Source organism: Gemmatimonas sp. UBA7669, from assembly GCF_002483225.1.
Taxonomy (GTDB): domain Bacteria; phylum Gemmatimonadota; class Gemmatimonadetes; order Gemmatimonadales; family Gemmatimonadaceae; genus Gemmatimonas.
Genome location: NZ_DLHL01000033.1, coordinates 1 through 22,233, shown reverse-complemented (window position 1 = coordinate 22,233; position 22,233 = coordinate 1). Strand labels below are relative to the sequence as shown.

The 22,233-nt window shown below is 67.0% G+C and carries 23 protein-coding genes and 3 tRNA genes; 24 read left to right on the top strand and 2 right to left on the bottom strand.

The genetic code is table 11. From position 1 onward, the window contains the following. Positions 1–3 precede the first annotated feature (3 nt). The gene (locus B2747_RS09585) at positions 4–609 is read right to left on the bottom strand and encodes a hypothetical protein (RefSeq protein WP_291159709.1); all 606 of its coding nucleotides are present in this window, start codon (positions 607–609) and stop codon (positions 4–6) included. A gap of 129 nt (positions 610–738) precedes the next feature. Here B2747_RS09585 and murA point away from each other — a divergent pair, with 129 nt between their 5' ends. The 14 genes from murA (at position 739) to B2747_RS09515 (ending at position 15,179) form a co-directional block, all read left to right on the top strand. Next, the gene (murA, locus tag B2747_RS09580; RefSeq protein WP_291159707.1) at positions 739–2,034 is read left to right on the top strand and encodes a UDP-N-acetylglucosamine 1-carboxyvinyltransferase; all 1,296 of its coding nucleotides are present in this window, start codon (positions 739–741) and stop codon (positions 2,032–2,034) included. Positions 2,035–2,065: 31 nt separating this feature from the next. After that, complete coding sequence (locus B2747_RS09575) at positions 2,066–2,791, top strand: polyphenol oxidase family protein (RefSeq protein ID WP_291159704.1); 726 nt, start codon at positions 2,066–2,068, stop codon at positions 2,789–2,791. A 138-nt stretch (positions 2,792–2,929) separates the two neighbouring features. Further along, positions 2,930–3,394 (top strand): ribosome maturation factor RimP, encoded by a 465-nt coding sequence (gene rimP, locus B2747_RS09570; protein WP_291159701.1) that lies wholly within the window; start codon positions 2,930–2,932, stop codon positions 3,392–3,394. 9 nt (positions 3,395–3,403) lie between these two features. Then, positions 3,404–4,717 carry a transcription termination factor NusA gene (nusA, locus tag B2747_RS09565; RefSeq protein WP_291159699.1) on the top strand — a complete coding sequence of 438 codons (1,314 nt, stop codon included), beginning with the start codon at positions 3,404–3,406 and terminating at the stop codon, positions 4,715–4,717. Next, positions 4,714–5,094 carry a L7Ae/L30e/S12e/Gadd45 family ribosomal protein gene (locus B2747_RS09560; protein ID WP_291159696.1) on the top strand — a complete coding sequence of 127 codons (381 nt, stop codon included), beginning with the start codon at positions 4,714–4,716 and terminating at the stop codon, positions 5,092–5,094. Before nusA ends, B2747_RS09560 begins: the two co-directional genes overlap by 4 nt. Positions 5,095–5,105: 11 nt before the next feature. Further along, positions 5,106–8,165, top strand: a complete 3,060-nt coding sequence (gene infB / locus B2747_RS09555; protein ID WP_291159693.1) for a translation initiation factor IF-2 — start codon at positions 5,106–5,108, stop codon at positions 8,163–8,165. A 12-nt stretch (positions 8,166–8,177) separates the two neighbouring features. After that, a complete protein-coding gene (gene rbfA, locus B2747_RS09550; protein ID WP_291159690.1) occupies positions 8,178–8,555 on the top strand; it encodes a 30S ribosome-binding factor RbfA in 378 nt (125 codons plus the stop codon). A gap of 20 nt (positions 8,556–8,575) precedes the next feature. Further along, positions 8,576–9,490 (top strand): tRNA pseudouridine(55) synthase TruB, encoded by a 915-nt coding sequence (truB, locus tag B2747_RS09545; RefSeq protein WP_291159688.1) that lies wholly within the window; start codon positions 8,576–8,578, stop codon positions 9,488–9,490. Further along, positions 9,487–10,455, top strand: coding sequence for a bifunctional riboflavin kinase/FAD synthetase (locus B2747_RS09540; protein ID WP_291159687.1), 969 nt, complete (start codon positions 9,487–9,489; stop codon positions 10,453–10,455). The genes truB and B2747_RS09540 overlap by 4 nt, the downstream gene beginning before the upstream one ends. A 149-nt stretch (positions 10,456–10,604) precedes the next feature. Further along, complete coding sequence (gene secD / locus B2747_RS09535; protein ID WP_291159684.1) at positions 10,605–12,272, top strand: protein translocase subunit SecD; 1,668 nt, start codon at positions 10,605–10,607, stop codon at positions 12,270–12,272. A 7-nt stretch (positions 12,273–12,279) separates the two neighbouring features. After that, positions 12,280–13,284, top strand: coding sequence for a protein translocase subunit SecF (gene secF / locus B2747_RS09530; protein ID WP_291159680.1), 1,005 nt, complete (start codon positions 12,280–12,282; stop codon positions 13,282–13,284). A gap of 25 nt (positions 13,285–13,309) precedes the next feature. Beyond that, positions 13,310–14,110 carry a TatD family hydrolase gene (locus tag B2747_RS09525; protein ID WP_291159677.1) on the top strand — a complete coding sequence of 267 codons (801 nt, stop codon included), beginning with the start codon at positions 13,310–13,312 and terminating at the stop codon, positions 14,108–14,110. 35 nt (positions 14,111–14,145) lie between these two features. Further along, entirely contained in the window at positions 14,146–14,535 is a 390-nt protein-coding gene (locus tag B2747_RS09520; protein ID WP_291159674.1) for a RidA family protein, read from the top strand. 11 nt (positions 14,536–14,546) lie between these two features. Continuing rightward, entirely contained in the window at positions 14,547–15,179 is a 633-nt protein-coding gene (locus tag B2747_RS09515) for a hypothetical protein (protein ID WP_291159671.1), read from the top strand. Here the strand turns inward: B2747_RS09515 and B2747_RS09510 are convergent. Next, positions 15,165–15,938, bottom strand: a complete 774-nt coding sequence (locus B2747_RS09510) for a UDP-2,3-diacylglucosamine diphosphatase (RefSeq protein WP_291159668.1) — start codon at positions 15,936–15,938, stop codon at positions 15,165–15,167. The genes B2747_RS09515 and B2747_RS09510 overlap by 15 nt on opposite strands. 55 nt (positions 15,939–15,993) lie before the next feature. Between B2747_RS09510 and B2747_RS09505 the strand changes: the two genes are divergently transcribed. From B2747_RS09505 to B2747_RS09460, 10 genes are all read left to right on the top strand, one after another. Then, the gene (locus tag B2747_RS09505; protein ID WP_291159665.1) at positions 15,994–16,431 is read left to right on the top strand and encodes an acyl-CoA thioesterase; all 438 of its coding nucleotides are present in this window, start codon (positions 15,994–15,996) and stop codon (positions 16,429–16,431) included. Between the two features lie 30 nt (positions 16,432–16,461). Further along, complete coding sequence (locus B2747_RS09500) at positions 16,462–18,234, top strand: peptidylprolyl isomerase (RefSeq protein ID WP_291159662.1); 1,773 nt, start codon at positions 16,462–16,464, stop codon at positions 18,232–18,234. Then, complete coding sequence (locus tag B2747_RS09495) at positions 18,234–18,929, top strand: hypothetical protein (RefSeq protein ID WP_291159653.1); 696 nt, start codon at positions 18,234–18,236, stop codon at positions 18,927–18,929. The genes B2747_RS09500 and B2747_RS09495 overlap by 1 nt, the downstream gene beginning before the upstream one ends. Continuing rightward, a complete protein-coding gene (gene lptE, locus B2747_RS09490; RefSeq protein WP_291159650.1) occupies positions 18,904–19,491 on the top strand; it encodes an LptE family protein in 588 nt (195 codons plus the stop codon). Before B2747_RS09495 ends, lptE begins: the two co-directional genes overlap by 26 nt. Positions 19,492–19,493: 2 nt before the next feature. After that, positions 19,494–19,979, top strand: a complete 486-nt coding sequence (gene rfaE2 / locus B2747_RS09485) for a D-glycero-beta-D-manno-heptose 1-phosphate adenylyltransferase (RefSeq protein ID WP_291159648.1) — start codon at positions 19,494–19,496, stop codon at positions 19,977–19,979. After that, positions 19,972–20,748 (top strand): ribonuclease PH, encoded by a 777-nt coding sequence (gene rph, locus B2747_RS09480; RefSeq protein WP_291159646.1) that lies wholly within the window; start codon positions 19,972–19,974, stop codon positions 20,746–20,748. The genes rfaE2 and rph overlap by 8 nt, the downstream gene beginning before the upstream one ends. Positions 20,749–20,760: 12 nt before the next feature. Next, positions 20,761–21,504 (top strand): non-canonical purine NTP pyrophosphatase, encoded by a 744-nt coding sequence (locus tag B2747_RS09475; protein WP_291159643.1) that lies wholly within the window; start codon positions 20,761–20,763, stop codon positions 21,502–21,504. 34 nt (positions 21,505–21,538) lie between these two features. Then, positions 21,539–21,612 (top strand) — tRNA-Pro (locus B2747_RS09470). A gap of 58 nt (positions 21,613–21,670) precedes the next feature. Further along, positions 21,671–21,744: transfer RNA gene (locus B2747_RS09465), tRNA-Arg, on the top strand. A 39-nt stretch (positions 21,745–21,783) separates the two neighbouring features. Further along, positions 21,784–21,855, top strand: a tRNA-Lys gene (locus tag B2747_RS09460). Positions 21,856–22,233: the final 378 nt, after the last annotated feature.

Below are 22,233 nucleotides of genomic sequence, written 5' to 3'. Positions count from 1 at the left end.
GGTTCAGTCGACGGCGTCGCGGCGCCGCGGCATCGGCACGTCGGACCTCGACGCATCGGGCAGCGTGGGCCGGCGACGCTTCTTCTTTCCGCTGAGCTCTGCGGCAAAGGCCCTGGCGCCCGCTTGCGCCCCGCGCAGCGTGGCCACCGCCGAAATGGCACTGCCCTCGAGTTCATCCTGCAACACGTCGAGTACGGCGTTGACCTCGTCCACGCGCTGCGCGGCAGACTCGGCCGCGTTGAGCAACTCGTCGGAAATGGCCGCCGCGGCATCGGTGACCTGCTCCACATCGCGGCGCACCATGGCCACCATTTCGCGGGCATCGCCCACCATGGCGTTGGCGTTGGCCAGCATGGGCGCCGTGTCGGTGGTGAGCTTGGCCAGCGTCTTGTTCATGCCCTGCACGGCGTCCCGCAGGGCGCGCAGCAGCAGAATCAGCGTGATCAGCGCTCCGACCCCCAGCAACAACACAAGGATCTGCAGCAGACCCGTGGTCCACTCCAGCACCCCGCGGTCGGGGATGGTGCGGGCCACAATGGTATCGGGCACGGTCAGTGCCTGAAGCAGCGGCAGCGGCAGGTGCCGCAGGAGTGCATCGGCGAGCAGCATATCCCGTGATCTAAGGCTCACGGCGGCTCGTGTCCATGGCGCGGGCCGTGTTATGCTTCGCTCGGGCGCATGCGGGACCCCCAGCATGCGCCAGCCCGCTCTCACATTCCGCGACCAGCCATCCACGCAATGTCCGCCGTCCAGTTCGTCGTCGAAGGGGGTCACCGGCTCAGTGGCAGCATCCGCCCGGCCGGCAACAAGAACGCCGCGCTGCCCATCGTGGCCGCCGCCCTGCTCACCGATCAGCCGGTGCAGCTGCACAATGTGCCGCGCATCCGCGATATCGAAACGCTGGTCGAACTCGTGCGCACCACCGGTGCGGTGTGCGAGTGGAACGGCGACAATTCGCTGCGTATTCACGCGCAGGATGTCCGTGCCGCCGACCTCGACCCGGCCATGTGCGCGCGCATTCGTGCGTCCATTCTGCTGGCGGCGCCGCTCCTCGCGCGCTGCGGCACCGTCACGCTGTCGCCGCCTGGTGGCGACGTGATTGGCCGGCGCCGACTCGACACGCACTTCCATGTCCTGCAGGCGCTGGGCGCCACCTACGAACTTGGCGAGCGCTTCCGCTTTGATACCAAGGGCCTCGTGGGCGCTGATGTGTTTCTCGATGAGCCCAGTGTCACCGCCACCGAGAACGCGTTGGTGGCCGCCGTCGCCGCCAAGGGCCGCACGGTGCTGCGCAACGCGGCCAGTGAACCGCATGTGCAGGACCTTGCGCACTTCCTTGTGGCATTGGGCGCGCGCATCGAGGGCATCGGCTCGAACGTGTACACCATCGAGGGCGGTCTGCCGCTGGGCGGCGCCACACATGCCATCGGCCCCGATCACATTGAAGTGGGTTCGTTCATCGGCCTCGCTGCGGTCACGCGCTCCACGCTGCGCATTGAGAAGGCCGGCATCGAGCATCTGCGCAGCACGCTCATGGGCTTCGAGCGTCTGGGCATCATGTGTCAGGTGGATGGCGACGACCTCATCGTGCCGGCCGAGCAGTCGCGGGTCATTCAGAGCGATCTCGGCGGCCATGTGTCCAAGCTGGAGGACCAGCCCTGGCCGGCGTTTCCGGCGGACACCATGTCCATTGCCATCGTCACGGCCACGCAGTGCGAAGGCATGATTCTCTTTCACGAGAAGATGTTCGAGTCGCGGCTGTACTTCACCGACAAGCTGGTGAACATGGGCGCACGCATCGTGCTCTGCGATCCGCACCGCGCCATCGTGTCCGGGCCGACCCGTCTGCGCGGCAGTACCGTCGAGTCGCCCGACATTCGCGCCGGCATGGCCATGCTGCTCGCAGCACTCTGCGCTGATGGCACCAGTGTCATCAACAACGCGCAGCAGATCGAACGCGGCTACGAGCGCATCGAGTCGCGGCTCGGCCTGCTAGGGGCGCGCATCAAGCGCGTGGAGTTGAGTGCCCGGTAACGTCGAAACCCGCGTCGGTGGTGATGCCGCCATGACCGGTCTCCCCCTCGGTCCCGTCCTCCGTCTATGCGAGCCCGTGCCCGACCTGCCGGATGGTGTGCTGGGCTTCACCACCACGCGGGCGGCCGGTTCGTTTGGCCTGTCGTCCACTGAGCCGGTGGCGGAGGTCATGGCCCGCTGGGACGCCCTGCAGGCGGATTTCGAGGCGCTGGGCATTCAGCGGCTGGCCAGCGCCTATCAGGTGCACGGTGCCGAGGTGGCGAGCCACGGCGCCGGCTGGCACGGTTGGCTTCGCCTGCGCGGCATAGACGGGCACCTCACGACGACGCCGGGTACCGCCCTCGCGGTGACCGTGGCCGACTGCACCCCGGTGGTCGTGGCCCATCCGGCCGGGGCGGTGGCGGTGCTGCACGCCGGGTGGCGGGGCACAGCGGCCGGCATCCTGCGCGTGGGACTGTCCCAGTTGGCCGAGCGCGGTTTTGCCGCAGCCGAATGCCGGGTTCATCTGGGGCCGTCCATCTGCGGCGCCTGTTATGAAGTGGGGCCGGAGGTCCTCAAGGCCGTCACCGGTCGGCCCGCCTCTGGCAAGGGCTGCCTCGATGTACGCGCCACCTTATTGGAGCAGGCCCGGGCGCTCGGTGTACGGGCCGTCACCGTGGACGAAGGGTGTACCCGTTGCCATCAGGGGCGCTATTTCAGCCATCGGGGCGGCGACAGCGGCCGCCTGCTTGGCCTCGTGGCCCTTCGGTCGGCTTGACCTTGTCCCGTCCGCCCCATAGCTTGAGAATCTGAGTAGCAACTTCCGAGTACTCCTCGCCCGCCACGCGCGGGTGTCTGAAGTGTGGGGATGGCCCCCACACTTTTTTGTTCTCCTGAAGTTTGGTGGTGCATCGTGGTGACGTCGCTCGAACCCATTGTCACACAAGAACTTGACAGCCTGGGCTTCGACCTGGTCGAACTCCGCCGCGGGGGCTCACGCTCCCGTCCGGTGCTGGAAGTTCGTATCGACCGGCGGGACGGGGAAACGGTAACCATCGCGGATTGTACGACGGCCTCGCGCGCGCTCGAAGCGCGTCTCGAGGCCGACGCGCTGGTGTCGGAGCAGTACGTGTTGGAGGTGTCGTCACCCGGAGCGGATCGCCCGTTGCGCCATGTGGCCGACTGGCGGCGCTTTGTGGGCCGACGCGCCACCGTCACGAGTGCGGTGTTGGCAGGCGGTAAGCAGGAAGTCGAGATCCTCGCCGTGGACGGCGAGGACGGCGCGGAGGTGGCGCTGGTGCGTGACACGAAGGGCCGGGAAGTCCAGGTCCCTTTGCGTGACGTGACCCAGGCACGTCTCGCGTTCCACTGGAAACGATAGGGGAGACGGATGGCCGGATCGGCGGAAATCCTCACAGCCTTACGTGAGCTCGCGAATCTCAAGCAGATCACGAAAGAGGAGCTGCACGGGCTTCTCCAGGACGGCATTCATGCCGCCCTGGCCAAGAAGCACGGGGCCAACGTCCAGGCAGAAGTCGAAATCGACGACGCCAAGGGCGAAATTCGCATTGTGCTGCTGAAGACGGTGGTGGAAGAGGTCACGGACGCGTCGCGCGAAATTCTGCTCGAGGAGGCGCGGTTCGAGGATCCGGAGTTCCAGGTCGGTGACGTCATGGAAACCCAGGTCGACTTCATGGAATTCGGCCGCACGGCGGTGCAGGCGGCCAAGCAGCGCATCATTCAGCGCGTCCGTGAAGGCGAGCGTTCGCGCATCCGCGACGAATTCGCGGGGCGCGTGGGTGACCTGCTCTCCGGCGAAATTCAGCAGATCGAACGCGGCAAGCTGGTGGTCATGCTCAACAAGTTCCGCGAGGCGGAAGCCATCATTCCGTATCGCGAGCAGAACCACCGCGAGCACTACCATCAGGGTGAGCCGGTGCGCGCGGTGCTCAAGCGCGTCGAAGACACACCCAAGGGACCGCGGCTCATTCTGAGCCGTTCCGACGCGCTCTTCGTGCAGGCGCTCTTCAAGCTCGAAGTCCCGGAAATCCAGCAGGGCATCGTGGAGATCAAGGCGGCGGCCCGCGAAGTGGGCAGCCGCACCAAGATCGCCGTCACCTCGCGTGACGAGTCCATCGATCCCGTGGGCGCTTGCGTGGGCCTCAAGGGCGCGCGGGTACAGGCCGTGGTCAACGAACTGGGCGGTGAGCGCATCGATATCGTGCCCTGGTCGCCCGACCCCGAGCGCTTCGCCAAGCTGGCGCTGGCGCCGGCGCGTGTGGCGCGTGTGTTCAGTGATGCGGCGTCGCGCACCATTCAGGCCGTGGTGGACGAGGACCAGCTTTCGCTGGCCATCGGTCGTAATGGCCAGAACGTGCGCCTCGCGTCCGAACTGACGGGATGGAAGATCGACCTCTACTCCAGCCGCGAGTGGCTCGAGAAGGGCGGGGAAGGTCCGCTCTTCGCGCCGCTGCCCGAGGAGCAGGAGGACGCCGATGTGCCGCTCAATGAGATCGAGGGCCTCGAGACGGCCACGGTGGCCGTGCTGGCCGACGCGGGCTATCGCACGCTCAACGACATTCTCGATCTCGATCGGGATGACCTGCTGCGACTGCCCGGCATCGCGCCGGAAGAGGCCGATCGCATCATGGCTATCATCGATGAGCTGACCACCGAAGACGATGAGGCAGGTCAGGGCGCGTGAGTGACGAGCCGCCGCGCGCTCCTGTTCTCGATGAGGCAACACGCCGCAAGGTGTTGGGTCTCGTCGGGCTGGGTGCGCGAGGCCGGCTGGTGGTGATCGGTACCGAGCAGGTGCGGTTGGCCGCGCAGAAGGACAACGTGGTGCTGGCGATCGTGGCGCAGGATGTCTCGCGCCACTCGCTCGAGAAGGTGGTGCCGGTCCTGCGGGCCCGGCGGGTGGAGATGGTGGAGTGGCCGAGTGCGGCCGAGTTGGGCGGCGCTGTGGGTCGAGAAACGACCGCGGCGATCGGGATCGTTGATCAGGGGCTGGCGCGCGGGATCCGTGGCGCCGTAGCCGGGGCACTCCCGGCGGGCGACGCGACGCGCGTTTCGCGGTAGGAGGAGACGGGTTGAGCAAGCTTCGTGTGCATGACATGGCGGGTGAGTTCGGCATCTCGGCGGACGAGGTGATCGCACTGCTGCGCCAGATGGACGTGCCGGTTCGCAGCCATATGTCGCTGCTGACCGACGACCAGGTATCCCGTATCCGCGCCCGGTGGGAGCGCGAGAAGCGCGTGCGCGCCGAGAAGGCCGCGCCTGCGCCCGCGGCGCCGACGCGCCGTCGCAAGGCGGCGGCTGAGGCCGCTCCGGTCGCCGAGGCGGAAACGCCGGCGCCCGCGCCCGTGGTACGTCGCCGGCGTGCGGCGGATGTGGCGGAAGCGCATGAGGCGGAGCAGGCGGCGGGCTTGGAACAGCAAACAGCGGCAGCCTCAAAGGCAGAAGTCGCTGTAGCGGCACAGCCAGAAGCGGCAGCCACAAAGCCAGCAGCTGCCACGCCGGAAGCCCCCAAGGCGGAAGCCCCAGCGCAGGAAGCGCCGGTCGCTCCTGTTGCTCCGGATCCTGTCGCCGCACCTGCTCCCGCTCCCGCCGTTTCGTCGGCTCCGTCGGCTCCGTCGGCTCCTGCTGCCAAGGCTCCCGCCGCAGAGGCTGCTGCCGTTCGGGCTGCCGCCGTTCCGGCTGCTGCCGTACCGCCGGCCGTTCCGGCGGCCGCTGTTCCCCCGGCTCCTGCGGCTCCTGCGGCTCCTGCGGTCAAGGCTCCCGCCGCGGAGGCTTCTGGCGTTCAGGCTGCCGCTGTTCCGCCGGCTCCTGCGGCTGCAGCGGTTCCTCCGGCTCCGGCGTCAACGGCTCCTGCTGCCCCGGCTGCCGCTGTTCCTCCGGCGCCTCCCGCCGCGACGGAGCCCGCTCCCGATCTACCCGCCGACCGTCCCCGTCCGCGCCCCGTTGTGCCTGGTGCACCGCGTCTGCGCCCGGTCGCCAGCGCGTCGCCCAACTTCGGTTCCGCCCGCCCCGTGGCCTCCGCGGCTCCGGGTGGCGGTTTGCAGCAGGGACAGCGCCGCGATGATCGCCGGCCCGGACAGGGCGGGGGTCAGGGTGGCCAGCAGGGTGGACAGGGTGGCGGCCAGGGTGGCGGCCCCTCGGGTGCCTCGCAGGCCGGTGGCAACCAGCAGCAGCGCCGCGGCAAGAAGAACAAGCGGGGCGCGGTGGATCAGGAAGCGGTGTCCGCCAACATTTCCAAGACCATGACCGCTCTGCGCGGCGCGCCACAGCGTGGCCGCTCGGGTCGTCGCTTTGGCGCCGAAATGCGCGCCGAGGCGGAGGAGCAGCGCCAGGCGGCCGCCGAGCGTGAGCGCAAGACCGTGCGCGTGAACGAGTTCATCACGGTCTCCGAACTCGCGCAGATTCTCGGCGTCTCCGCCACGCAGATCGTGGGCTTTGCCTTCAAGTCGCTGGGGCTGATGGTCACCATCAACCAGCGCCTCGACTTCGACCAGATCGAACTCATTGCCGGCGAGTTCGGCTTCCAGGCTGTCAAGGAAAGCGACTACGCCGCCGATGTGCCGGATCAGCACGAAGAGGACAACGTCGAGGATCTGCGGCCGCGTCCGCCCGTGGTCACCATCATGGGTCACGTCGACCACGGCAAGACCTCGCTGCTCGACTACATCCGCAAGGCCAACGTGGTCGCGGGTGAAGCGGGTGGCATTACGCAGCACATCGGTGCCTACCACGTGGAGGTGGCGGGCAAGCGCACCATCACCTTCCTCGATACGCCGGGTCACGAGGCCTTCACGGCCATGCGTGCGCGTGGTGCGCAGGTCACGGACATCGTCGTCATCGTGATCGCGGCCGACGACCAGGTCATGCCGCAGACCATTGAAGCCATCTCGCACGCCAAGAGTGCGGGTGTGCCCATCATCATCGCCATCAACAAGGTCGATCTGCCGACGGCGAACATCGAGAAGGTCAAGCAGGACCTCCTGCAGCATGAGGTCGTGCTCGAAGACTTCGGTGGCACCGTGCTGCACTCCGAGATCTCGGCCAAGAAGGGCACGGGCGTCAACGAGCTGCTCGAACAGATCCTCCTGCAGAGCGACATTCTCGAGCTCAAGGCCAACCCCTCACGCCGCGCCGTCGGTTCGGTGGTGGAAGCCCAGCTCGATCAGGGCAAGGGCCCCGTGGCCACCGTGCTCGTGCAAAACGGCACGCTGCGCGTGGGCGACGACTACATCTGCGGCATCCACTCGGGGCGCGTGCGCGCCATGCTCGACGAGCGGGGCAAGCAGGTCAAGGAAGCCGGTCCCGCCATTCCGGTGCAGATCCTCGGCCTCACGGGCGTGCCCATGGCCGGCGATCAGTTGCTGGTGGTGGACGACGCCACGGCCGCGCGCGAAATCGCGCAGCGTCGTGAGCGCCTCGATCGTGAAGCCAAGAGCCGCCGCACCACGCGTGGTGTGGTCTCGCTCGAAGACTTCATGTCGCAGGCCGCCGCGGGCCAGAAGCGCCAGTTGCGCCTCGTCATCAAGGCCGACCAGGGCGGTCCGGCGGAAGCCCTCGCCGACGCCCTGCAGCAGCTCTCCAACGAGGAAGTGCAGGTGGAGATCATCCACCGCGCCGTTGGTGCCATTGCCGAAAGCGACATTCTGCTCGCCAAGGCGGCCGGCGCCATCATCATCGGCTTCCACGTGCGCCCCGACAACAACGCGCGTCAGGCCGCCGAGCGCGAGGGTGTCGACATCAAGCTGTATCGCATCATCTACGAGGCCGTTGCCGATGTGAAGGCGGCGCTCGAAGGCATGCTGCGTCCCGAGGAGCGCGAAGTGGTCTTCGGCGAAGCCGAAGTGCGCGAGACCTTCAAGGTCGCGCGGGTCGGCACCATCGCCGGCTGCATCGTCCGCTCGGGTATCATCAATCGCAAGGGACGCGTGCGCGTCATCCGCGACGGCATCGAGATCTACGACGGCGGGATCGCGTCGCTCCGCCGCTTCAAGGATGACGTCAACGAGGTCAAGGAAGGGTACGAGTGCGGTATCGGCATCGAGAACTTCAACGACGTCAAGGTCGGTGACATGTTCGAGTGCTACCGCACAGAGGAAGTGGCCCGTACCCTCGACCAGGCCAACAAGGCCTGAGGAGGGCTGGACATGGGCGAACCGCGGCGTCCTGACCGCGTCGCCGAAGCCATTCGCGAAGAAGTGGCGACCTTCCTGTCGGAAGGCGCCAAGGACCCGCGAATCCGCGCGTTCGTCACCGTGACTGCGGTCGACGTCACGCGCGATCTTCGGCATGCCACGGTCTTCGTCACCCTCATGGGTGACGAAGCCGACAAGAAGAGCACGGTGGCGGGGCTGGCCAGTGTGGCCACGCACCTCCGCTCGCGGCTCGGTAAATCCCTGCGTCTGCGTTCGGCACCGGAAATTCATTTCCGGGCCGACGAGAGCGTGGCGCATGCCACGCGCATTGAGCAACTGCTGGCCCAGATCCGCACCGAACGGGAGCAGCAGGCCGACGGGGGCGAGTGAGCGCAGGCGGTCTGGTCCTGGTGGACAAGCCCGCCGGGCCCTCGTCGCATGATGTCGTGGCTCGGGTCAGGCGGGCGGCGCGCAGTCGCCGCGTCGGTCATGCCGGTACGCTCGACCCGTTTGCCACCGGGCTGCTGGTGGTGGCCGTAGGGCCGGTCACGCGGCTGCTGCCGTACGTGCACGGGGAGCCCAAAGTCTACGAGGCCACCGTGCAGTTCGGTTGGGAAACCGATACCGATGATGCCACGGGCCAGGTCTCGCGCGAGGCACCGCCACCCGAGGTGTCTGTGCTGCGCGAGTCGCAGCATCCTGTGCGTCTGGCAGCAGAAGCCACACTCACTGGTCCCATTCTGCAGGTGCCGCCCGCCTTTTCAGCCAAGCATGTCGATGGGGCGCGTGCCTACGATTTGGCGCGGCGTGGTCGTGATGTGGACCTACCGGCGGTGCCCGTAGTCGTGCATCAATGGACCTGGCTCGGTGCGTCGAACGACGGCGACACCGCCCACCAGCTCCGCGTACGCATTGCGTGCGGTGGTGGCACCTACATTCGCGCCCTGGCGCGTGACCTTGGACGTGCGCTCGGCAGCGCCGCACACTGCGCGACACTGCGTCGTGTGCAGAGTGGAGCCGCGTACGTGTCGGAGGCGGTGCCCTGGGATGCACTCGAGCCCGGCAGTATTGCCGATGGATATGTCGCACTGCAGCCGGCCGAGCCACGTTTGCTCCCGGAGCTCGCGCGGGAGCCGCTCACCGCCGAAGGACTCGATGCACTGCGGTTTGGGCGCGCGGTACCGGCGACACAGACCGGAGCGAAGGCGGTGCTCATGCAGGGCCACGAGGTGCGCGCGATTGCCGAGCGCGTGAACGATCGCTGGCAACCACGCGTGGTTTTGCCTGCGGACACCGACGAACTGCCAGCGAAGGATTCGCCGTGAACACCTTTGCGCCCGATCCGCGTGGTGAGTTGAGTGGACTGCCACTGCCTGATGGCGCGGTCATCACCGTCGGCACGTTCGACGGGGTGCACCGCGGACATCAGGATGTGCTGCGCACCTTGGTGGCCCACGCGGAACGCCGTGGATTGCCCAGTGTGGTGCTGACGTTTGAACCGCATCCACTCGAAGTGGTGAATCCCACCGCCGCGCCGCCGTTGCTCACGCTGCACGAAGAAAAGCTCGAGATGCTCGCGCAGTCGGGCGTGTCCTATGTGGCGGTGCTGCCATTCACACCCGCGTTGGCAGCCCTCGAAGCCGAGGCCTTTGTCGACGACGTTTTGCGTGGCCGCTTTGCGCTGCGTGAACTGCTGGTCGGGCATGATCACGGCTTTGGCCGTGGTCGCCTCGGCGACATCGAGGTGCTCAAGGCGCTGGGACAGAGCCGCGACTTCGACGTCTCCGTCCTGCCTGCCGTGCACACACCCGATGGGCATGCCATCAGCTCCACGGCCATTCGCCGGGCGGTGGCCGGTGGAGACCTCGACCGGGCGGCCGCCGGACTGGGGCGGCCCTTCAGCCTCAGCGGCACGGTAGTGCAGGGTGACCAGCGCGGCCGCACCATCGGCTATCCCACCCTCAATCTGGCGCCCATCTCCGAGCGCAAGCTGCTGCCGCCGGACGGGGTGTACGCCGTGCGCGTGCAACTGCCCGAGGGCAGCTTCGGCGGCATGCTCAACCTCGGCCCTCGGCCGACGGTGGGCGACCGGCAGCGCCGCATCGAGACGCATGTCTTCGACGCCGGCGCTGACTGGTACGGCGCCCACATACGCCTCGACTTTGTCGCGCGTCTCCGCGGGGTGCAGGCTTTTGCCGGTCTGGATGCCCTCAAGGACCAGCTGGCCCGGGACGAAGCGCAGGCCCGGGCCGCGCTGTCCGCGTCCCCGACCCGGGCAACCACGGCCTGAGCCGGCCGGCCACGCAGAATGCGCCCGCGGACGAACTACCGTCTGTGGGGTAACCCCTGTAAGTTTGGGGGCTTGGCGCTTCTGGCGCCGATAGGTTCCGGCGCCTCTCCATTCCGGCGCGCTGACATTCCCCCTGGCCACCGGCATCGATGGCAAACCTGAAGTACCGCATCCTGCTTATCGTGGGACTCCTCGCGGCCTCCGTCTGGGCCCTATTCCCGCGCACCGTGGTCGAGCGCGTCAAGCGCAACGGCGTGTTCGTGTATGACACGGTCACGCGCGTCCCGCTCAAGCGTGGCCTCGACCTGCAGGGCGGCATGTCCCTGGCGCTCGAGATCGACGAATCCAAGCAGACGGTCGCCGACAAGAGCGAAGCGCTCGATCGCGCCATCAAGGTGGTGCGTCAGCGTATCGACGAATTTGGTGTGTCCGAGCCAGTCGTGCAGAAGGTCGGCACTGATCGCATCGTCGTCGAACTGCCGGGTATCGATGATGCCGAGCGTGCGCAGGACGTGGTGCAGAAGTCCGCGTTCCTCGAGTTCCAGATCACCGACAAGACCCAGGCCCTCGAAAAGGTGCTGTCGCGTTTCGACGAAATTGCGCGCGCCAATGGCTTGAGTGTCGGCGCCGCCGCGACCGTCACCGGCGACTCCGCCAAGCCCACGACCGTGGGGAGCCTGCTCACGCAGAAGTCGGACAGCGCGGCGGACAGCAGCAAGGCCGTCGCCGGTACTACCGACAGCGCCGCTGCTCCTGCCGCACCCGCGGCCGGCGGCCTGTTCAGCAGCAACATCCAGCCCGGTCAGATCCCCGGACAGTACATCGTGCCTGAGCGCGCGTACCTGGCCATGGCGCAGGCACTCGAGTTGCCGGCCATGCAGGCGGCCATGCCGCCGGGCAAGGTGGTGCGCTGGGGCGTCGATTCGCTGGCGACGGGCACCGAGCGGTTCCGCACGCTCTACGTGCTCGATTCGCGGCCCATCATCACCGGTGAGGCGCTGACCGATGCGCGCCCGTCCACCGATCCGGTGGAAGGCAATGTGGTGCAGTTCACGCTCAACAACGAAGGCGCGCGTCGCTTCAAGGTGGAAACCGGCAAGCACGTGCGCGACAACATGGCCATCGTGCTCGACCAGCGGGTCGTCACGGCGCCCACCTTGCAGAGCGCCATCGGCCGCAATGGTCAGATCACGCTGGGTGGCGGCACGCTGCAGGCCGCGCAGGACCTGGCGCTCGTGCTGCGCGCCGGCGCCCTGCCCGTGCCGCTCAAGGTCATGGAGACGCGTCAGATTGGTGCCAGCCTCGGCGCCGACTCGATCAACAAGGGCATCATCGCTCTTGGCGTGGCCATGGGTCTGGTCGTCATCATCATGATCAGCTATTACCGCTTTGCGGGCGTGCTGGCCGTGGCGGGCCTCACGCTCTACCTCGTGTACACACTGGCCACGCTGGCCGGCTTCAATGCCGTGCTCACGCTGCCCGGCCTCGCCGGCTTCGTGCTCTCCATCGGTATCGCCGTAGACGCCAACGTGCTCATCTTCGAGCGCATTCGCGAAGAGCTGGACCACGGCAAGTCCGTGCGTCTCGCCATCGACGAAGGCTTCCAGCACGCGCTCAGCGCCATCGTCGACACCTCGGCGGCCACCATTCTCTCCGGCATGGTGCTCTACCAGTACGGCACGGGCCCGGTGCGCGGCTTTGCCGTCACGCTCATTGCCGGCCTCGTGGCGTCGCTGTTCACGGCCATCTTCGTCACCAAGACCTTCTTCCTGATCTGGCTCAACCGCTCGCGCGGAACCCAGACGCTGAGCATCTGAGGCCGTCATGCTGCGTATCTTCCACAACACCAAGTACGAGTTCGTCAAGCACTGGCGCCTGTCGGCCGGCCTCACCATCGCCTTCATTCTGGCGGGTCTGGTCACCTTCGGCATCACCGGCGGCGTGAACTACAGCATCGAGTTCACTGGCGGCACGCTCATGCAGGTGCAGTTCAAGCAGGCACCTGACGTGGCCGACGTGCGCAACACGCTCGATGCGGCCGGCATCACGGGCGCGGAAATCCAGCAGTACGGCTCCAACACCGAGTACACCATCCGCGCGCGCAGTGAAGCGCAGGTGGAAGCGCAGGCCGGTGGCGCCGAAGGGGTGGCCAAGGAAATCCAAACCGCACTCGACGCCAAGTACGGTGCAGGCGCCGTGACCATCGTGCGGACCGAAGCCGTCGGTCCCAAGGTGGGTGCCGAACTCCGCACCGGCGCGGCCATGGCCATGCTCATCGCCTCGCTGTTCACCCTGGTCTATCTCGCCATTCGCTTCGATTGGCGTTTTGGCGCGGCGGCGGTGTTGGCCACGGCGCACGACATCCTTGTCACCATCGCCTTCATCAAGCTGATGAACCTCGAGGTGTCACTGACCATCGTGGCGGCCATCCTCACGCTGCTCGGTTACTCGGCCAACGACACCATCATCATCTTCGACCGTGTGCGCGAGAATCTCCGCAAGCCGCACAAGGGAGAGGGGCTGGCGCACATCCTCGACCGCTCCATCAACGAGACCCTGCCGCGCTCGGTCATGACGCACGCCACCACGCTGGCGGCCACCTTGGCGCTGCTGTTCATCGCCGGTGAGGTCATCCGCCCGTTTGCCTGGGTCATGGCGTTTGGTGTGTTCGTGGCCACCTTCTCGTCCATCTACGTGGCCGGCCCGATTCTCCTCTGGATCGAGTCCAAGTATCCGCGTGAGGCCGAGGACCGTACCATGCAGGCCATGCGCAAGGGCAACGAGCCGGCGGCTCCGACCGGTCGCTCGGAGCGCCTCGCCGCGCGGTAACGCGCCGCGGCGCACGGGCTGAGACATGAGCAAACATCCCGAGGTGCACGTGGCGGCGTATGCCGACAGCCACGTGCACCTGGCCAGTGAGGCCTTTGCGGACGATGTGGACGCCGTGATCGAACGGGCTCGCGCCTCTGGGGCGCGGGCCCTTGTCTGTATCGGTGAATCGGAGTCCGCCGCCTCGCGTGCTGCGGGAATTGCGGCGCGTTTCCCCGGTCTTGTCTGGTACACCGCCGGTGTGCATCCGCACGACGCGGCGACCTGGGACGATACGCGGCACCCGTCGTTCGTTCGCGAAGCGGTGTCGCAGGGCGCCGTGGCTGTCGGCGAGTGTGGGCTCGACTACCACTACGACTTTGCCCCACGCGACGTGCAGCGCCGCACGCTGACGGTGCAGCTGCAGTTGGCCGCCGAACTTGGGCGTCCGCTGGTGCTGCACACGCGTGATGCCGAGGCCGACACGGCTGACATGTTGCGCGATGCGGCGGCGGCGTCGGTGTGTGGCGTGCTGCACTGCTATACCGGCTCGCGCGAGCTCGCCCGGCAGGCCCTTGAGGTTGGCTGGTACGTCTCGTTCAGCGGCATCGTGACCTTCCGCAACTGGACCGATCTCGATCTCCTGCGTGACGTCCCCGATGATCGCCTGCTTGTCGAGTCCGACGCGCCGTATCTGGCCCCGGTCCCCCACCGCGGGAAACGCAACGAGTCGGCGTGGGTACCACGCACCATCGCGCACCTGGCCTCCGTGCGGGGCAGCACCGCTGAAGCGCTGGCGGCATTGACCCTGCACAACACGCGTCGCTTCTTTGGGCTGTCGGCCTGACGGCCCTATTCGCGTCACCATCTTCCCGCGCACGCATGTCCATCGAGACGCTGCACACCGACCACGCGCCCAAGGCCATTGGGCCCTATGCGCAGGCTGTAAAGGCCAACGGCTTTCTCTTCACGGCCGGGCAGATTCCCCTGCATCCCGACACCATGGAAGTGGTTGACGGTGATGTCGCCGCGCAGACCGAGCAGGTGCTCGCCAATCTGGGTGCCGTACTGCAGGCGGCGGGCTGTGGGTTTGCCGACGTCGTCAAGACGACGGTCTTTCTCCGCACCATGGACGATTTTTCGGCCATGAATGCCGTGTATGCGCGCGTGTTCGGTGACGCACGTCCGGCACGCTCCACCGTGGCCGTTGCCGGGCTGCCGCGCAACGTCAGCGTGGAGATTGAACTCGTCGCTGCGATTCCGACCGCGTGAGACACCGGGTCATGCGACGCGGTCTGAGCCTGCACGCCGCGGTCCGCTCGGCTGCCGTGCTGTGTGCGTTCGCCGCGGCTGCGTCGTCGCCTGCCATGGCGCAGGGAGGCGCAGACACCACGCGCGTGGCGCCACCGTCCACACCACCCGGCGCACAGGCACAGCCGGCGGCTGTGGTGGCGAGACCCACATCAAGTGTCGCGCAGCTCGGCAAGTCTCCACTCACACCCAAGCGTGCCTTCCTGTATTCGCTGGCCTTGCCGGGGTTCGGGCAGTCGCGCCTCGATCGCGGATCATCCGGGGCGCTGTTTGCGAGCGTCGAACTCACAGCACTCGTCATGCTGCGGCGTGTCAATGCAGACCTGCGTGAGGCCAAGGCATATCGCACCGACTCCTTACCCACCAACTTCACGCCGGCCGGCGATACGGTTCGTGCGGTGGCGCGAGCGCCGGGCAAGTACACCGCCGATCTCATTCGCACGCGCCGTTTGCATCTCGAAGACTGGTTGGCCGTCGTGGCCTTCAACCATCTCTTCAGCGGTGCCGACGCCTTTGTGGCGGCGCAGCTCTTCGACATGCCGGTGCAGCTTTCCGCTGTGCCGTCGGTCAACGGCCCGTGGTTTGTTGCCTCAATCCGCTTCTGATCCCGGGCGCTTGATCTCCTGCAGCAATTCGGGCTCCGCCCCCGCGTGCCAGCGATATCGCCCAATGCCTTCGTTCTCAATGCGCACGAACTGCTGATCCAGATACCAGGCCCCGGCGTTGGCGTAGATGCCGCGCCCAGCCTTCACCAGCGTGGGCACATGCGAGTGCCCGTGCATCACGAGCTCCGGACCATCAGGTGCAGACAGCTGCGCTGTGGCCACCGCCAGAAGCCCTGCGCCGCCATCACGCGCCCGTCCCTTGCGGCTTGTCTTTGAACTGGCCATGGCCACGCGCGTAGCAAGGTTGGGATGCAGGAGGCTGTAGGCCGCAATCGACCACGGATGCCGCAGCACCGTGCGCAAACGCCGATAGGGGGCATCCTCCTTTTCCCGCAGCCCGTCGCCATGCGCGAGGTGGCATTGCCAGGCGCCAATGCGTCCGGTCCAAGGCGCCAGCGTGTAGTGGGCACCGGTTTCCGCCGCCAGCGCGTCGCCGCCCCAGCAATCGTGATTGCCGCCAATCCACAACACCGGAACGCCCGACTCGTGCAGATCGGCCAGCGCGGCCAGCGTGCGGAATCCCACGCGCGGCATGGCATAGCGCCACGCAAACCAGAAGTCGAACAGGTCCCCCATGACGACCAGACTGCCGCCGGCAGACGGGATCTGCCGGAGGAAGGCCAGAAGCGCCAGTTCCGATTCGCGACTGGCGACGCCAAGGTGGACGTCACCCACGACATGACAGGGAGTGGGAAGCACGGATGGTAGGCTAACCTGTCTGCCGCGCCGCCACAAATGGCCCCATCTTCCCTGTATGAGCCTCGAGACCTGCTCCACGCTGCGTGTACGCTATGCCGAGACCGACCAGATGGGGGTGGTGTATCACGCCAATTACCTGGTCTGGTGCGAAATTGGACGCACGGACTTCATTCGCGCGGCCGGCCGGTCGTATGCCGAGTTGGAACGGGAAGGCGTGACGCTGGCTGTCTCCGAGGCAGCGCTGCGCTTCCGGGCCAGTGCGCGCTACGACGACCGGGTGCAGGTCTTCACCACGCTGACCGCGGTGGGGTCGCGCGGCATGACGTTTGGCTATCGCATCGTGCACGCCGACACTGGGGCCCTGCTTGTTACCGCCAGCACCTCATTGGTCTGTCTCAATGCCAGCGGACGGCCGTCCAGCCTTCCCGTCGAGGTGCGTGACTGGCTCGAAAGAGCCTACACGGCGCCGTCTCCTGAACCGACGACCACCTGATTCACACATGATCTCCACATGGAGTGCTGCATGACGCACGCACCGCGCGCACATCAGTCGCGCGCCATTCCGCGCCTCCTGCTATCCGGTCTGGCCTGCGCACTCCTCGGCGCCTGTGCATCATCGGGCGTCGGGCGCGGAACGACGTCGTCTGCACGATATTCCCCTGAGTCGCTTCGTCGTGATGCGGCGCTGCTGCGTCTGGTGGATCAGCGCGTGCACGACACGCTGCTGATCGACAGCCTGCTGCAGGATCCTTCGCCCGATCGGCGTGCCCGAACGGCGCTGGCCATCGGACAGGTACGGATGACGGCGCGATATCCCGCGCTGCGGCGTCTGCTGCTCGACGGGGACACGAGTGTTGCCGCCAATGCCGCCTACGCCATGGGAATCGGGCGCGACACGGTGGGCGTGCTGGCGCTCGCGCGCGCCGTGGGTGGGGCGCCCGATCCGGTGGCGCGCGAAGCAGCCTGGTCGCTTGGTGAGATCGGTGAACCCGCCCGTCCGGTCATCGCACTGGCGCTCGGCGAGGGTGTCGTTCGTCCGCGTGAGTTGAGCACGGCGGCGCAGCGTGCCGCGTCGGTGCGCGCGGCCCTGCTTCTGGCGGCGGCCAAGTTGCGTCCGGCCCCGGTTGCGCTCGTCGTGCCATGGCTTGCCGACAGTGCACCGGATGTCGCGCGTGCTGCGGCCTATGTCATCTCGCGCAATCGACTGGCGGGCGGTGTGCGGGCTTTGCTTGCGCTGCGCGCACATCCCGACGAAGAGGTGAGGCAGCACGTGGCCCGTGCTCTCGCGCGTACGCAGGTGGGCGACTCCCTGGCGGCGCCGGCCATCGATGCGCTTCGTGTGTTGCTCACCGACCAGAGCGAGCGTGTGCGCGTCAACGCCGTGCGCAGTGCCGCGACGTTCGGTGATGCGCTGGCCGAGCAGGTGATGGCGCGATTTGCCGATACGGCACCCAACGTGCGTGTCGCGGCCGCCGAAGGATTTGCCGACGTCGCGCAGCGCGATGCCTCACGGTGGAACCGCGCATGGCAGGCGGATACGCAACTGGTCACGCGGCGCACACTGTTACCGCAGGCACGTCGCCTTGGTGTCGACGTCTTCTCGAACGTCGAAACCGAATGGGCAGGGCATGGCGACTGGCGTGTTCGCGTGGCGGCCATGCAGGGCCGTGAGCGCAACGCCATGCGCGCCGAGGACTCTACGCTGGCACAGCGGCTCCTTCAGGACAGCGACGTGCGCGTGCAGCGTGCGGCGCGCGCGCGCCTCGGCATACGCGACACCACACCGCGTCCGCCGCGCAGCACCGCAGCCATCGAGCGTCCGATGGCCGACTACGAAGCGCTGGCTGCGCGCTACCTGCGTCCCGGTGCCGCGCGTCCGGTGGCGCACATCGAGACGGAACATGGCCGCATCACACTGGAGCTTGCGTCGCGTGAGGCGCCGCTCGTGGTCGAAGCCTTTACCCGGCTCGCACAGAATGGCACGTACCGGAACTCCATCTTCCATCGCGTGGTACCCAATTTTGTCGTACAGGACGGCGACGTGAACGGCGATGGATCGGGAGGCAGTGCCGGCTTCACGCTGCGCGAGAGCTGGACGCGTCTCCGTCATGACCGCGGTTGTCTTGGGCTCGCCACGGCGGGTCCCGATACCGGCGGCAGCCAGTACTACCTCTGCCATGCATCACAACCGCATCTCGATGGTGCCTACACCGTTTTTGGCCGTGTCATTGCCGGCTTCGAGGTGATGGATCGCATCGTGCAAGGAGATCTCATGTTGCAGGTCCGTGTTCCGTGATGCACCGTCGGACTCACTCGGTTCGTGGTATCGCGCTGGCTGCCATCACAGTGGTCGTAGCGGCCTGTGCGTCACCCGCTGCGCGTCCCTTGTCCGGCGCGCCCACCGTGGCCGTGCTGCCGCCGACCACCCTGCCGGCGACACCCACGGTGCTGCGCTTCACTTGGACTTACAAGGACGAAACCTTCGAAGCCAATGGCGACGGGGCCGTGCGCGTGTTGGGGCCGGAGCGGGCCCGACTCGACTTCTTTTTGCGCAACGGCATGGCCGGCGGCTACGCCATTCTCATTGGCGATACGCTGATGGTACCTGGTATCGACCTCGTCAAACGCATGCTGCCTCCTGTGCCGCTGCTGTGGGCCTCACTGGGGCGCCTGGCGGTTCCGGCCACCCGCGATACCGTCGCCCGGGTGGATGGCGATACCTTGCGGGCAGACCTGGGCAGCCTGCGCGGTCAGGATGCCTCGGCGGCTGATGGACGCGCCTGGCGTGTGGCCTTCGCCGGTCGCCATCTCACGCGTGTCGATCGGGTTGAGGATGGCAAGGTCATCGAGTGGCTCACCCGCACGCGTGGTGAGCGTGGCACGTCGCAGGTGCAATACGTCCACGAGCGTGGCAAGCGACGGCTTGCCATTGCCGTGACCGATTCTTCCACGGTTGAGGGTTTCGATGAAGCGATCTGGCGACGGCCCTGAGATGGACGGCCCAAACGTGCAGCGCCGCGAGTTGCCCGCTGTCTGGTCGCGCCGTCGCTGGCTGGGTCAGGTGATGCAGGTGTCTGTGGCCACCGCGGCTGCGGGAGTGCTTGCGGCCTGCTATCGCTTTTCCGGCGGAGGCGGCCTGCCGCGGCATCTCAAGACCGTGGCCATTCAGCCGTTCGACAATCAGACGGCGGCTCCCGAGTTGCAGCGCGAGGTGTTCGAGCAGCTGCGCAACGTCATGCGGGATCGACTCAACCTGCGCGAGGCGCCCGAGTCGCGCGCGGATCTCGTGGTGCGTGGCGCCATCACCAAGTACGAAGTCGACTTGCCGGCCGGTGCCTCTGCTGATCCCCGGCAAACCACTTCTACGCGGCGTCGCCTGCAACTCACGCTCGATATCGAGATCGTGGAGAGCGCCTCGGGGCGCAACTTGTTCAAGAAGGGCAGCATGTCGCGCGAAGGGCAGTATGCCGAGGGCGGTGAACGCAACGGTCGACGCAACGCCCTCGAAAGCCTCATGAACGACATCGTCGAAGGAGTGCAGTCGCAGTGGTGAACATGCTACCGCCTCTGCCGCGTCGCCCGGTGGACAAGGTCATGAGTTGGGACGCCGCGGTGGCATGGCGCGCGTCGGCACCGGCGCCGCTGGTCTTCACCAACGGCGTGTTTGATTTGCTGCATCCGGGACACATCGAGGTGCTCGATCGGGCACGGCGCGAGGGCGCTGCGCTGGTCGTCGGGCTCAACAGCGATGCGTCGGTGCAACGTCTCAAGGGGCCCACGCGACCGGTGCGCAACACGGCGGAACGCGCAGCGGTGCTGGCCGGTCTCGAGGCGGTCGATGCGGTGGTGGTGTTCGAGGACGACACACCGCAGGCGCTGGTGCAGGCCCTCGCGCCCGATGTCATTGTCAAGGGCGGCGACTACTCACCGGACACCATTGTCGGCGCGGAGGTTGTGCGCGCTCGCGGTGGTCGTGTTGTCGTCGTACCGCTCGTTCCCGGTCAATCCACTACCTCCATCATCGAGAAACTTCGTGGCTGATTCTGTGGCTGATCTTTCGTCTGAAACGACGGCGCGCGCGCGCGCCGGACGCAGCGCCGCCGACCTGCGTGAGGTGTCGCTGGAGCGCGGGGCCGTGCCCTACGCTGAAGGTTCGTGCCTGGTGAGTTTCGGTCGCACGCGCGTGCTGTGCGCGGCGTCGGTGGAGCAGGGCGTGCCGGGCTGGAAGAAGGGCAGTGGCGAGGGCTGGGTGACGGCGGAGTACGCCATGCTGCCCCGTGCCACGAAGACGCGTGTCTCGCGCGAGCGCTCACAGGTTGGGGGACGCACGCAGGAGATTCAACGTCTCGTGGGACGCAGTGTGCGCGCCATGCTCGACGACTTTCGCTTCGGCGAGTTCACCATCAAGGTGGACTGCGATGTGCTGCAGGCTGATGGCGGCACGCGTACGGCGGCCATCACCGGCGCCAGTGTGGCAGTCGTCGACGCCTTCGCCTGGATGGTGCAGCAGGGCCACCTGGTCGCATCGCCTGTGCGTCGGCGCGTGGCGGCGGTGAGTGTGGGACTCATCGATGGCGAACCGCGGCTCGATCTCGACTACGAGGAGGATGTGCGCGCCGGTGTCGACATGAACGTCGTCATGAGCAGCGAAGGGCGATTTGTCGAGGTGCAGGGGACCGGTGAACACGGCACGTTTGCGCGTGAAGAACTCGATGCCTTGCTGGGACTCGCGGTGCGCGGCATCGAGAGTTTGTCGGCAGCGCAGGCGCGTGTGCTTGACGGGCCGCTGAGCAGCGTGCGTGCCGGCTGAGTCCCGTTGCGCATGAGTGCGTCGCTCCGCGTCTGTGTGCTGGCCACACGCAGCAGTGGCAAGGTGCGCGAGCTCCTGCCTCTGCTGAAGGCGCACGGCTGGTCACCGCTTACGTTGGACGAGGCGGGGGTGGTGTACGACGAGGCCGAGGAGCAGATCGAAGTGCATGACAGCTTCGAGGCCAATGCCTTGGCCAAGGCCCGTCACTACGCGGCGCGTGTGCCGTATCCGGTGTTCGCCGACGATTCCGGGCTCGCTGTGGACGCGCTGCACGGCGCGCCCGGTGTGTACAGCAAGCGCTGGTGCGGGCGCGACGACTTGAACGGCGACGCGCTGGATGCGGCCAACAACGCGCACCTCCTCAAGGCGTTGGAGGCGGCGGGCGCGATGCGTGCGGATCAGCGCGGCGCGCGGTACGTGTGCATCGCCGCGTATGCGGTGGGTGCCCAGACCATGGGGGCCCAGACCATGGGAGCCCAAGTGCTGGCGGGCCAGATGCCTGGGGTCCAGGCGCCCGAGGCCTGGGCGCGCGGGGAAACCCGTGGCCATATCCTGAGCGCTCCCGTCGGCGAGGGCGGATTTGGCTACGATCCCTACTTCCACTCGGCGGACCTGCAGGCGAGCTTTGCGGTGGTGCCGACGGAGGCGAAGGCGACAGTCAGTCACCGGGGGCGGGCGTTTCGCTCGTTGCTGGAGACGCTGGAGCGCGGAACTTTTTTGCCGTCCCCAGTTGACCCGGGGAGCCGACTCGGATAACATACCCGCCCGCTGCAAGGCGGTTGGTGATGTGCGGGGCGTAGCGTAGCCCGGTATCGCGCCTGCTTTGGGAGCAGGAGGTCGCCGGTTCGAATCCGGCCGCCCCGATCCGCAGAAACGCAGGTGCAGGTCAGGTGCCCTTCGGGGCGACCATGTGCGAGTGTAGGCGCCAGTAGCTCAGATGGATAGAGCGGCAGCCTTCTAAGCTGTTGGTCGGGGGTTCGAATCCCTCCTGGCGCGTCAGCGAGATGCAGAGGTTGGCAGGACCCGCAGGACATCGCACCCTTAGCTCAATGGTAGAGCAGCTGACTCTTAATCAGTAGGTTCTAGGTTCGAGTCCTAGAGGGTGCACTACGGCGGCGGTCGCCTGGCGACCGCCGCGCTTTTTTCGGAGGAAAAGCGAGCTCAGCCGTAAGGGCTTGGTCGCTGCCGAAGAAAGTGTGGGACAGGGGGTTGCGCAAACGTTGCCGCGAGGCAATAATAGCGACCCCGCCGCGAACTCCCCGCGAACTCCCCGCGCACTGCGCGATGGAGGCGGCACGAGTGGTTCGATCGATTCGGCTTCGCGACATGATCGCGACGAACGACGAAAAAAAGAGGGGTTGACATCCTCTGGTCCACTCGGTAAGTATAGGGGCTGCCGCCGAAACGGTGGCTGACCAAAAAGATGTAACTTGCGTAGCTGCTTGCAGTTACGCGCAGGATGGAGCCCTCGGGCTCACCGCTGTT